General features: G+C 67.7%; 7 protein-coding genes. 3 read left to right on the top strand and 4 right to left on the bottom strand.

The window, feature by feature from the left end; all coding sequences use genetic code 11:
* Positions 1 to 107: 107 nt before the first annotated feature.
* From Q0Q02_RS07140 to Q0Q02_RS07130, 3 genes are all read right to left on the bottom strand, one after another.
* Positions 108 to 446, bottom strand: a complete 339-nt coding sequence (locus Q0Q02_RS07140; protein ID WP_293808115.1) for a hypothetical protein — start codon at positions 444 to 446, stop codon at positions 108 to 110.
* Positions 447 to 614: 168 nt separating this feature from the next.
* Complete coding sequence (locus Q0Q02_RS07135; RefSeq protein WP_293808114.1) at positions 615 to 1,511, bottom strand: PfkB family carbohydrate kinase; 897 nt, start codon at positions 1,509 to 1,511, stop codon at positions 615 to 617.
* Positions 1,512 to 1,514: 3 nt separating this feature from the next.
* Positions 1,515 to 1,964, bottom strand: coding sequence for a VOC family protein (locus tag Q0Q02_RS07130; protein WP_293808112.1), 450 nt, complete (start codon positions 1,962 to 1,964; stop codon positions 1,515 to 1,517).
* 104 nt (positions 1,965 to 2,068) lie between these two features.
* Here Q0Q02_RS07130 and Q0Q02_RS07125 point away from each other — a divergent pair, with 104 nt between their 5' ends.
* From Q0Q02_RS07125 to Q0Q02_RS07115, 3 genes are all read left to right on the top strand, one after another.
* Positions 2,069 to 3,514, top strand: a complete 1,446-nt coding sequence (locus tag Q0Q02_RS07125) for a cation diffusion facilitator family transporter (protein ID WP_293808110.1) — start codon at positions 2,069 to 2,071, stop codon at positions 3,512 to 3,514.
* 73 nt (positions 3,515 to 3,587) lie between these two features.
* Complete coding sequence (pepN, locus tag Q0Q02_RS07120; protein WP_293808108.1) at positions 3,588 to 6,233, top strand: aminopeptidase N; 2,646 nt, start codon at positions 3,588 to 3,590, stop codon at positions 6,231 to 6,233.
* A gap of 225 nt (positions 6,234 to 6,458) precedes the next feature.
* On the top strand, positions 6,459 to 8,753 hold the full coding sequence (locus Q0Q02_RS07115; protein WP_293808106.1) for a PAS domain-containing sensor histidine kinase: 2,295 nt from the start codon (positions 6,459 to 6,461) through the stop codon (positions 8,751 to 8,753).
* A gap of 269 nt (positions 8,754 to 9,022) precedes the next feature.
* Here the strand turns inward: Q0Q02_RS07115 and Q0Q02_RS07110 are convergent, their stop codons facing one another.
* Positions 9,023 to 11,980, bottom strand: a complete 2,958-nt coding sequence (locus Q0Q02_RS07110) for a bifunctional [glutamine synthetase] adenylyltransferase/[glutamine synthetase]-adenylyl-L-tyrosine phosphorylase (protein ID WP_293808104.1) — start codon at positions 11,978 to 11,980, stop codon at positions 9,023 to 9,025.
* Between the last annotated feature and the right edge of the window lie 102 nt (positions 11,981 to 12,082).

The following is a 12,082-nucleotide window of genomic DNA, read 5'->3' as shown; positions in this document are numbered from 1 at the left end:
GCCGCGCCGATGGCAAACGCCATCAAAACGCGATCGCCCGGCGAGGCGGCTGCCTCTCCGGGCTCATGGTCGTCGCGGGGCCGCCATGGCCCTCGGAAGGCTGGACTTCAGCCCTTCGGCTTCTCACTCTTGTCGGACGTGTCGGAATCCTCGTCCTCCTCTTCGGATTCCTCGGCTTCATCCTCCTCGCCCTCGTCTTCTTCGTCCTCCTCATCCCCTTCGTCGAGGTCGAGATATTCGTAGCCGAAGACGATCTCGCCGGTTTCCGGGTCGAAGGCGCTGGCCGAGGAAGCCTCGAAGGCCTCGATCAGCAGTTCGGCATCCTCGGCGCCGTCGACATCGAAGCGGCGCACGGCCTCCTCGCCATCGGCCCGCAGGACGAGTTCGATCGACCAGCCCTTCCCGGTGGTGTCATAGATGCATTTCAGACCCTGGATCGCCAGCATGATGCTCTCTCCTGAGCTCGACCGATGCGCAGCAGCGCGCGCCGGGTCAGATGCCCGACGCGCGTGACGACTGCGCGACGCTGGAGGGCAGGAATCCATCGACGCCATTTTCGCCGTCATGCTCGGGCTTGACCCGAGCATGACGCATGGTCGTGACGACGGGGGGAGCTAGCGCCCCGCCTCAGCCAGGAAGCGCTCGATCTCGTCCCGCTTGGGCGCACCGCTGCGCCCGCCGAAGCGGGTGCATTTGATCGCCGCCGCCGCCGAGGCGAAGCGGATCGCCGCCGGCTCCGCCTGCCCTTCGGCCAGCGCGAGCGCAAAGGCCCCGTGCCAGACATCGCCGGCACCGAGCGTATCGACCGTCTCGACGACGAAAGCCGGGCTGTGCCGAACCTCGCCGGCCTCGACGAAGAGCACCCCCTCCTTGCCGAGCGTGACCGCAAGCCAGGTCGGCACGCCGGCCGCGACCTTGGCGAGCCCGGCGCGCGGATCGTCCTCGCCCGAGATCTCGCGCAGAGCCTGTTGGCTGAAGGCGACATGGCTTGCCGTGCCCACCAGATCGGGATGCGGCGGCTTGCGGTCCCCGTCGAGCACACCGGGCACGCCGGCGACGCGGGCGAGCTTCAGCGCGGCGAGCGCCCCCTCCCCCCAACGCGTATCGGCGAGCACGGCGCCTGCGCCCTTCGGCAAGCTCCTGGGCAGCCAGGCGGCATCCTCCGGCATGGCCGGGTCGGAATGCGAGATCACCATGCGCTCGCCCTCGGCATCGACGATGACGGCCGAAACCGGCGAGGTCAGGCCCGCGACGCGGCGCGCGAAGGCCGTATCGACGCCTTCCGCTTCGAGATCGGCGACGATCTGGTCGCCGGTCAGGTCGTCGGCAAGGCGCGTCGCCAGCCAGCAGGCACCGCCGAGGCGGGCGATCGCAACCGAGGCATTGCCGGCGCAGCCGCCGCCGACGACGGCGAGCCCGCGCGAGCGGTATTTCTCGCCGCGCGTCGGCATGGTCTCGACGCTGTAGACATAATCAAGCGTTGCGATGCCAAGGCAGAAGACGCCGGCCAAGGCTCACCAGCTCCCGGTGTTCTGCATGCTCAGCCACGGCTCGGCCGGAGGCTTCGGCTCGCCCTTCTGAAGCAATTCGATCGAGATGTTGTCGGGCGACCGGATGAAGGCCATGTTGCCGTCGCGCGGCGGGCGGTTGATGGTGACGCCGGCCTTCATCAGCTTGTCGCAGGTCGCGTAGATGTCGTCGACCTCATAGGCGAGATGCCCGAAATTGCGGCCTCCAGCGTAGTTTTCCGGGTCCCAGTTATAGGTCAGTTCCAGCGTCGGGCGGCCGCGCGAGGCACCGGCCTTCGCCTCCGCCAAATCGTCAGAGGCAGCAAGGAAGACCAGCGTGAAGCGGCCCTTCTCGTTCTCGATGCGGCGGGTTTCGACCAGCCCGAACTTGTTGACGTAGAAATCCAGCGCCTGATCCAGATCGGTCACGCGCACCATGGTGTGGAGATATCGCATCGTCTTTCCTCGTTGAGGGGCGGCAGGGTTGATCCGTTTCCCAAATCAGGCAAGAGCATCGGCACTCCAGACCCACTCGCCAAGGCATCTGAACAGGACGCGCCATGACGACAACGCAAGACGGGCCGGCGACGGCACCGGCCGTGCGCGCCACGCCCGCCCAGATCGCGCAGATCAAGCAGCGCGCCGCGATCCTCTCGGTGATGGCGACGATCCTGCTGACGGCGGCGAAGATCGTCGGCGCCATCATCTCCGGCTCGCTCGCCCTGCTGACCGACGCGCTGCAAGGGCTGGTCGATGTCGGCTCGACGCTGTTCACCTGGTTCGCGGTGCGCGCCTCCGACAAGCCGGCCGATGACGAGCACCACTACGGCCATGGCAAGGTCGAGGCGCTGGCCGCGCTGGTCGAGACCGCGATCCTGTTCACGCTGGCCGGCGCGATCCTCTGGGAGGCCGGCAACCGGCTCTGGACCAGCGTCATCGCGCATGTCGAGGTGACGCCGCTCGTCATCGGCGTACTCGTGCTGTCGATGATCGTCGACGCCATCCGCTGGCGTTCGCTGACCAAGGTCGCCAAGGAAACCGGCAGCGAGGCGCTCGCCGGAGAAGCCACGCATTTCTCAGCGGATTTCGTCGGTTCGGGACTGGTTCTCGTCGGCCTGATCGGCGTCTGGTACGGCATCGAGCGGGCCGATACCGCCGCCGCCTTCGCGATCGCGGCCTATACCGCCTTCTCGGCCTACCGCCTCGCCCGGCGCGTGCTCGACACGCTGATGGACACCGCGCCCGAAGGCGTCACCGAGACCCTGCGCGAGGCCGCCCATAGCGTCCCCGGCGTCGTCGGCATCAACTGGCTGCGCGTGCGCCCGGCCGGCGGACGCGTCCATGGCGAGATCGGCATCAGCGTCTCGCGGACCCTGCCGCTCGACCGGGTGGTGGCAATCAAGGCCCAGCTCACCGACGCCCTGCTCAAGGCGGAGCCCGGCGCCGAGATCACGATCACCGCCGATCCCGTGCAGGTCGACGACGAGACCGCGCTTGAGCGCGTGCTGCTGATCGCGCTCAAGCTGAAGATCCCGGTGCATCACGTCACCGTCCACTCGATCGGCGAGAAGCTCTCGGTCAGCCTGGACATGGAGGTCGACCAGACACTGCCGCTCGGCGAGGCGCATGAGATCGCGACCCGCCTGGAAAGCGCGATCCGGGCCGAATTCGGCGGCGAGACCGAGGTCGAGACCCATATCGAGCCGATGGAGACCGGCCAGCCCCATGGACACAACGCCGCCTGGGAAACCGTCGAGGATATCGGCAAGGCGCTCGCGGGCGAGGCTGCGAAAGTCGCAGGGCCGATCCACGACATCCACAGCGTGCGCGTGCGCCAGACGGCCAAAGGACTGGTGGTCAACTACCATTGCCGGGTCGATCCCACGCTCAACGTCGCAGCCGTGCATGACGCAGTCGACGCGATCGAGCGGGCGGTGCGTCTTGCACGGCCGCAGGTCTGCCGGCTGGTGAGCCATGCGGAGCCGGCGGTGCCGGACGGGAACTGACCCTGCCCAGCCGTCATTGCTTCGTCGCTTCGCTGCGCTCGCAATGACAATCGAGAGGCTTTAGATACGAACCATGCGTACCGAAGACGCCCCGCTGATCCGCCTCGAGGATTACCGCCCCAGCGACTGGCTGATCGACACGGTCGATCTCGACGTCTCGCTGCATCCGCAGAAGACTCGCGTGCGGGCCCTGCTGGCGCTACGCCCCAATCCGGAGGGGCAGCCCGGCGCGCCGCTGCAGCTCGATGGCGACGAGCTCGTGCTGAAATCACTCGCCATCGACGGCAAGTTGCTCGACGCCAGCGCCTATACGGTGACGCCACAGGCGCTGACGATCCCGAACCCGCCGCCGCACGACTTCACGCTGACGATCGAGACCGAGCTCGACCCCTCCGCCAATACCAAGCTGATGGGGCTCTATCGCTCCTCGAAGGTCTATTGCACGCAGTGCGAGGCGGACGGCTTCCGCCGCATCACCTATTTCCTCGATCGGCCGGACGTGATGAGCGTCTACACGGTCAGGCTCGAAGCGGCGAAGGCCGAGGCGCCTGTCCTGCTCTCCAACGGCAACCTCGTCGCAGCGGCGGAACTGCCCGGCGGCGACCGGCATTTCGCCGTCTGGCACGATCCGCATCCCAAGCCCGCCTATCTCTTCGCGCTGGTCGGCGGGGTGCTCGACCATGTCCGGCAGGATTACGTCACGGCCGACGGCCACAAGGTCGAGCTCGCCGTCTATATCGAGCCCGGCAAGGCGGATCGCGCCGGCTGGGCGCTGGATTCGCTGGTGCGCTGCATGCGCTGGGACGAGCAGGTCTTCGGCCGCAACTACGATCTCGACGTGTTCAATGTCGTCGCCGTGTCCGACTTCAACATGGGGGCGATGGAGAACAAGGGTCTCAACATCTTCAACGACAAATACGTTCTGGCCGATCCGCAAACCGCGACCGACGGCGACTACGCCTCGATCGAGGCGATCATCGCGCATGAGTATTTCCACAACTGGACCGGCAACCGCATCACCTGCCGCGACTGGTTCCAGCTCTGCCTGAAGGAAGGCCTCACCGTCTTCCGCGACCAGGAATTCTCCTCCGACGAACGCTCGCGCCCGGTGAAGCGGATCGCCGATGTCCGCACCCTGCGCTCGACCCAGTTCTCGGAAGATGCCGGCCCCCTCGCCCATCCGGTACGGCCGCGCGCCTACAAGGAAATCAACAACTTCTACACGCCGACGGTCTACGAAAAGGGCGCAGAAGTCATCCGCATGCTCAAGGTGCTGATCGGCGACGACGCCTTCAAGCGCGGCATGGACCTCTATTTCGAGCGCTGCGACGGCACCGCCGCGACGATCGAGGAATTCCTCGCCTGCTTCGCCGAGACCTCCGGCCAGAACCTCGACCATTTCGCCCGCTGGTACGAGCAGGCGGGCACGCCGACCATCGTCGCTTCCGGCCGCTACGACGCGGCGGCGAAGCGCTACACGCTCGATCTGGCGCAGAGCACGCCGCCGACACCCGGCCAGAGCGAGAAGCTCCCGGTCGTCCTGCCGGTCAAGCTAGGCCTCGTCGGCGCGAAGGGCGACCTACCGTTGAAGACGGCTTCGAACGCCTATGCCGGCGACGGGCTCATCGTGCTCGACCAGCCCTCGCTGTCCGTCACCTTCGAGGATGTCGCGGAAGCGCCGATCCCCTCGCTGATGCGCGGCTTCTCGGCTCCGGCACGGCTCGATCTCGATCTTGCGGATGCCGACCTGCTGCGGCTGTTCTCAGCCGACAGCGATTCCTTCAACCGCTGGCAGTCGCTCCAGAGCGTCGCGACGCGCGTGCTTGTGGCCGCAGGCAAGCCCGGCGCCGATGCCGGCGCGCTCAAGGCGACCGCCGGCAAGCTCGGCGAAGCGCTGCAAATCTTCCTCAAGAGCGATGCCCTGTCCGATCCGGCCTTCGCGGCGCAGGTGCTGCGCCTGCCCGCGCCTGCCGACATCGCCCGCGAGATCGGCAGGGATGTCGATCCCGATGCGATCTTCGTGGCTCATCGCAAGCTGTCGACGGCTGTCGGCAAGGCCTTGCTTGGCGACCTGCCGGGGCTGCGCGGCGCGCTTGCCGCGAGCGGTACCTATCGCCCCGATGCGGCCTCGGCCGGACGGCGGGCGCTGCGCAACGAATTGCTCGGGCTGGCAGCGCTGGCCGCCCCGACCGACGCTGCAGATCTCTGCGAGGCGCAGTTCGCGGCCGACGACAACCTGACCGACCGGCTCGCCGCGCTCGCAGCGATGACGCTGATCCCCGGCGAGCGCCGGGAAGCCCTGATTGCGCGCTTTGCGCAGAGCTACGCGAGAGAGCCGCTGGTGCTCGACAAATGGCTGATGGCGCAGGCGCTCATCGCCGAGCCCGGCACACTGGAGCGGGTCAAGAAGTTGATGCAGCACCCCGCCTTCTCGCTCGGCAATCCCAACCGGGTGCGGGCGCTGATCGGCGGCTTCGCGGCGAACCTGACCCAGTTCAATCGGGCAGACGGGGCAGGCTACGATTTCGTCGCCGATATCGTCGTTGCGCTCGACAAGACCAACCCGCAAGTGGCCTCGCGCCTGCTCGGCTCGTTCAAGAGCTGGCGCATGCTGGAACCCGGCCGCAAGCGCCTCGCGCGGGAGGCGTTAAGCACCGTCGCGCGGTTGCCGAACCTGTCGCGGGACGTCGCCGACATCGCCGAAAGAGCGCTCGCCTGAGCGCTCTTCGGAACGGTTAACGCCGACCTGTCCAAAAGATTAACGCTTCATTACCCGCGCAGGATTCATCGCGACAAGTACTACAACCTAAAGGGGAATTCGACACTCCTGACTCAACTCAGGGCTAGACAAATCACGGCTCTAGGATTCAACTGACAGTGATTCGCGGGGATGCGGCACGTCTCCCGATCTTACTGACGGTAAAGTTCCGAAGGGGGACCGGGCATGTCGCGTGCCAACGCGGGCTGCGCACCTGTGCGCGCCGATACGATTCTGGGTGTAGCGCGGTCGCTGACGCACCCGCTGTATCATCGCTTCGAAAGCCTCGAGCCCGCCTTCCGCACCGCGATCCCTGCGCTTGTCGGGCTGTTCCTCGTCATCCTCGGCGCCGGGGCGCTCTTCCAGACTTCAGCCATGCGCGAGGATACCCTCGCCGATGCAGCCGGCGACATGGACCTGGTCTCGGCGCTCGTCGCCCGGGAGCTCGACGCCGCCACGCTGACCGGCAAGGAGCCGGCCGCCGTCCTCGCCGCGCTCGCCACCCGCCACCTGGCAGCCCGCGGCCGCTTCGTCCATGTCAGCGGCGCCGACGGCCGCGTCGTCGCCAGCGAGCCGGTGATCGGCCAGACCCAGCGGACGCTCGTCGACTTTCTCGGCCAGACCCAGCCGCTCACCGTGTTCGGCGACCGCGCCGGCGTGATGCGCATCACCTTGCCGAACGGCGCCGATGTCTTCGCCAGCGTGCGCAACCTTGCCGCCCCGCTCGGGCAGGTCGCGGTGCTGCAGCCGGTCTCGCAGGCGCTCTCGACCTGGCAGATCCGCCGCTCCGGCCTGATCATCCTGTTCGGCGCGGCCGGGCTCGTCCTCAGTTTCATCACGCTCGCCTTCATGCTGCAATCGAAGCGCGCGAGCGCCGCCGACCAGGACTGCGACTGCGTGCGCGAGCGCATCGACACCGCCCTCAACCGCGGCCATTGCGGCCTCTGGGATTGGGATCTCGCTCGCGGCCGCATCTACTGGTCGGACTCGATGTACGCCCTGCTCGGCTACGACCGCGCCGGCGAGTACATGTCCTTCGGTGAGGTCTCGAGCTTCATCAACCATGAGGATGTCGACCTCTATGCGCTCGCCGACGCGGTCAGCCGCGGCGAGGCCGACCATCTCGACCGCGAATTCCGCGTCCGCGCCGCCTCGGGCGAATGGATCTGGCTCAAGGCCCGCGCCGAGCTCGTGATCGACCGCCGCACCCGTTCGCGCCATCTCGTCGGCATCGTCGTCGACATCTCCGAGCAGCGCCGCATGGCCGAACGCACCGCCACCGCCGACGCCCGCCTGCGCGACGCCGTCGAGGCGATCTCGGAAGCCTTCGTGCTCTGGGATGCCGACAACCGCCTCGTGCTCTGCAACGCCAAGTACCAGCAGCTTCACCAGCTCCCGACCGAGGCCCTGCAATCCGGCATCTCCTACGACGAGATCATGGAACTCTCCGCCCAGCCGCAGATCGACCGCGAGCCGATGCGGGTGCAGCGCGGCACCTCCGGCGCCTCCTACGAGGCCCGCCTCTCGGACGGCCGCTGGCTGCAGATCAACGGCCGCCGCACCAAGGATGGCGGCTCGGTCTCGGTCGGCACCGACATCACCAAGCTCAAGCAGCAGGAAGAGCGGCTGACCCAGTCCGAGCACCAGCTCCTGATGCATGTCACCGATCTCAAGGCCTCGCGCCAGAAGCTCGAAACCCAGGCCCAGCAGCTCGCCGATCTCGCCGAGCGCTATCTCGAGCAGAAGGCGGCCGCCGAGAGCGCCAACCGCGCCAAGTCCGAGTTCCTCGCCAATATGAGCCATGAGCTGCGCACGCCGCTCAACGCCATCATCGGCTTCTCCGAGATCATGGAGAACGGCCTGTTCGGCCCGCTCGGCGAGAAGTACACCGACTATGTCCGCGACATCCGCACCAGCGGCGGCTACCTGCTCGGGATCATCGACGACATCCTCGACATGTCCCGCATCGAATCCGGCCGGATGCGGCTGGAGAAGGCCGAGATCGCGCTCGGCCCGGTTCTCGACCAGGCACTGCAGAAGGTCCAGCCGGAGGTGGAGCGCAAGCAGCTCGTGCTCGCCATCGAAGGCCCGCTCGACACCCATCTGGAAGCCGATCCGCACGCGCTTTACCAGATCCTCGGCAACCTGCTCGACAACGCCGCCAAGTTCACGCCGGAAGGCGGGCGGATCGCGGTCCGCACCCGCCATGTCCCCGGCGCGCTCAACATCTTCATCGAGGATACCGGCATCGGCATCCCCAAGGAGAAGCTCGACCGCGTCGGCCGGCCCTTCGAGCAGGTCGAGGGCGATCTGGTGCGCAGCTACAAGGGCTCGGGCCTCGGGCTCGCCATCGCCCGCTCGCTCACCGAGCTGCATGGCGGTTCGCTCCGGCTGCGCTCGGCCATCGGCGCCGGCACGATCGTGATGGTCCATCTGCCGCTCGATGGCGGCGCCGGCCGGGTTACCGCCCAGGCTGCGTAAGGCTCCGGCCTCCACCGCCTTGTCATTCTCGGGCTCGACCCGGGCATCTCCCGCCGGAAAGGCTCCCGCGCTCTCTCGTCCTGAGATTCTCGGGTCAAGCCCGAGAATGACGCCTGAAGCCTATCGGATCGTCTAGGAACCGCTTCGTCATCCCGGACAAGCGGCGAAGCCGCGCCGATCCGGGATCCATCGTAGAGTTCCGGAGCCCTCCGATGGATCCCGGGGCAAGCCCGGGATGACGAAGCGGTTCCGAGATCAATCAACGGGCTCTAGCTTCCCTTCCGCGCCTCGCCCAAGACGCGCGTGAAGATCGCCCTCACCGCCCCCCGGACCTCGTCCAGCTCCGCCTTCAGAACCTTCGCATCCGGCCGGCCGACCGCCGTCGCGATGCGGCGCAACACCCGCGGCGGCACGGCCTTGGGATCGAAGGCTTCCTCGACCGTGAAACGCTGCCAGAGCTGGACGTCGCCGATCAGGCGGTGCGCTTCCAGCAGCGTCGAGGCATCCCCTTCAGACAGCAATCCGGCAGCCTTGGCCGCGGCGAAGACCGAAGCGGTATCGTTGACGATCAGGCCGGGGTGCTCACTGGCATGGGCGAGCAGCAGGAACTGGGCGAGGAAGTCGAGATCGGTGATGCCGCCAGCCGCGAGCTTCAGGTCCCAGGGGTCCTTCTCGCCCTTCTCCCTGGCGATCAGCGCGCGCATCTCGGCGACGGCTGTCGCGACCTTGGCCGGTTCGCGCTTGCGGGAGAGGATCGCCCGGATCGAGGCTTCAGTCCGCTGCGCCAGCCCGGCATCGCCGGCGACGACGCGGGCGCGGGTCAGCGCCATCTCCTCCCAGATCTCGGCCTCGCCGGAATGATAGGCCTCGAAGCCGGCGAACTGGGTTGCAGCCGGGCTCTTGTTGCCGGTCGGACGCAGGCGCATGTCGACCTGATAGAGCGTGCCGCGCCGCGTCGGCACCGTCAGCGCCGCAACCAAACGCTGTGTGAAACGGATATGCCAGGTGACGGGATCGAGGCCCTTGGCGCCGTCGCTCGCGCCGGCCTCCTCAGGGCGGTCATAGAGCAGGATCAGGTCGAGATCGGACGAGGGCGTGAGCTCGCCCGCGCCGAGCCGGCCGAGGCCGAGCACAACCGTCTCGGCCCCCTCGATCACGCCGTGGTCTTCCGTGAATGAGCGGCGCGTATCGGCGAAGGCGACGCGCAGGCAGGCTTCGGCCACCGCGCAATAGGCCTGCCCCGCCCCTTGCGCCGGATAGACGCCGGAGAGCAGCCGGGCGCCGACCAGGAAGTTCTCCTGTCGGGCGGCGTCGCGCAGGCGGTCCAGCCCGTCCTCGACGCTGGGCGGCGGGGAACCGACATAGTTGCGGATGCGGCGTTCCAGCGCCGCGACATCGAGCACCGCCTGCCCGAAGGCGGGATCGATGACGCCGTCGAGCACATGCGGGTGCAGGGCAGCGACCTTGGCGAGGCGCGGCGCGCTGCCGAGTATCTCGGCGAAGAGCGTCAGCAGGGAATCGTGCGAGCGCAGCAGCGTCAGCAATTCGACAGCCGCCGGCATGCGGACGAAGGCATTGTCGAGATGAGCGAGCGCGCCATCGGGATCGGCGGTGCGGCCGAGCGCGACGAGCAGCGCGGGTGTCAATTCCGTCAGCACCTCGCGGGCCCGGGCGCTGGTGACGGCAGCACGGCGGCCGAAATGCCAGCCGCGCACCGTCTCCGCCGCCGTCGCGCCATCGCGGAAGCCGAGCTTGCCGAGGGTCTCAATGGTCTCAGGGTCGGCCACCGAGCCGGTGAAGCTCAGCGTGCCTGCCTCGGAAGCGAGGCTCGGCCCTTCCTCGAAGAGCAGGGCGTAATGCCCTTCGACGCGCTTCGCATGCGCCGTCAACGCCTTGCCGAAGGCGGCCGTCGAAGGATAGCCGCAGAAGCGGGCGAAGCCTTCGAGCTCGCCGGCCGCCTTGGGCAGCGTCTGGGTCTGCTCGTCGGCCTGCATCTGTAGGCGGTGCTCGATGGTGCGCAGCCAGCGATAGGATTCCGACAATTCGTCGCGGGCCTGCGGGGTGATCCAGCCCTCGGTCGTCAGTTCCCCGAGCATGTCGAGCGTGCGCGGGCCGCGCAGGGCCGGCCGCCTTCCGCCGAAGACGAGTTGCTGCGTCTGGACGAAGAACTCGATCTCGCGGATGCCGCCGCGCCCGAGCTTCACGTTGTGGCCGGCGACGGCGATGGTCTCGTGGCCCTTCACCGTCTGGATCTGGCGCTTCATCGCATGAATGTCGGCGATGGTCGCGAAGTCGAAATACTTGCGCCAGATGAAGGGCGCAAGGTCCCCAAGGAAGCGGCGGCCGAGCTCGATATCGCCTGCGATCGGCCGCGCCTTGATCATGGCGGCGCGTTCCCAGTTCTGCCCCACCGTCTCGTAATAGGAATAGGCCGAGGGCAGCGAGACCGCGACATGGGTCGAGGCCGGGTCCGGCCGCAGGCGCAGGTCGACGCGGAAGACATAGCCGTCAGGCGTGCGCTCCTGGATAATGCGCGCGATCTGCTGCGTCAGCTTGACGAAGAAGCTCGTGGGCTCACCGACGCCGGCCGCTTCCGCCGCTTGAGGATCGAAGAAGACGACGATGTCGATATCGGAGGAATAGTTCAGCTCGCCCGCACCATGCTTGCCGAGCGCCAGCACGACGAGGCCCGAGCCGGTGCCGGGATCGGCGAGATCCGGGAGATTGATCCGGCCGAGATCGGCCGCCTGGCGCAGGACATGGTTCGTGGCGAGACGCGTCGCCATGTCGGCGGTTGCGGTCAGCGCCTGTGTCACGGTCTCGACGTCCCAGGCGCCGCCGATATCGGCGAGCGCGATCAGCAGCGCCATCGAGCGGCGAAAGCGGCGCAGTTCGCGCATCAGGTCGGCGGTTTCGCAGCCCGCCTCGGCGAAGGCCGCGATGCCGCTCAGCAGCGCGTCGCGACGTGACTCCGGCGCTTCCGTCAGGCTGGCGAGCAGCCCGGCCGGGTCGAACCGCGAGATCTGGGTCAGGAAGGGCGAATGGGCGAGGATGCCGGCGACCAGCGCTGCGCTCAGCGGGTGCTCGGCCAGATGCGCCTGAAGCGCCTCGGCGACTTCCTCGTCATGCAGCCGCTCGATCAGCTCGCGCTTCAGCAGCGCTTCGGTCTTGGCCTTCGCCGGCAGGACCGGCGCTGCCTCAAGCCTGTCACAGAGCCGTTCCGCCATCGCGAATTCCCTCGAACACCATACCGAGCCCTCATCCTGAGGAGCCATTCCCTGGGGAATGGCGTCTCGAAGGATGTCCCAGGAGGTTCTGGAACCATCTGG

Origin of the sequence: uncultured Allobosea sp., assembly GCF_945956895.1 — a bacterium.
Lineage (GTDB): Bacteria > Pseudomonadota > Alphaproteobacteria > Rhizobiales > Beijerinckiaceae > Allobosea.
Note: the sequence above shows the minus strand (reverse complement) of the source record. Positions and strands in the feature narration are given on the sequence as shown.

Excerpts from the sequence above, each read along its gene's own strand:
- Q0Q02_RS07140 (WP_293808115.1), bottom strand. The coding sequence starts at position 446 with ATGCTGGCGATCCAGGGTCTGAAATGCATCTATGACACCACCGGGAAG.
- Q0Q02_RS07130 (WP_293808112.1), bottom strand. The coding sequence starts at position 1,964 with ATGCGATATCTCCACACCATGGTGCGCGTGACCGATCTGGATCAGGCG.
- Q0Q02_RS07125 (WP_293808110.1), top strand. The coding sequence starts at position 2,069 with ATGACGACAACGCAAGACGGGCCGGCGACGGCACCGGCCGTGCGCGCC.
- pepN (WP_293808108.1), top strand. The coding sequence starts at position 3,588 with ATGCGTACCGAAGACGCCCCGCTGATCCGCCTCGAGGATTACCGCCCC.
- Q0Q02_RS07115 (WP_293808106.1), top strand. The coding sequence starts at position 6,459 with ATGTCGCGTGCCAACGCGGGCTGCGCACCTGTGCGCGCCGATACGATT.
- Q0Q02_RS07110 (WP_293808104.1), bottom strand. The coding sequence starts at position 11,980 with ATGGCGGAACGGCTCTGTGACAGGCTTGAGGCAGCGCCGGTCCTGCCG.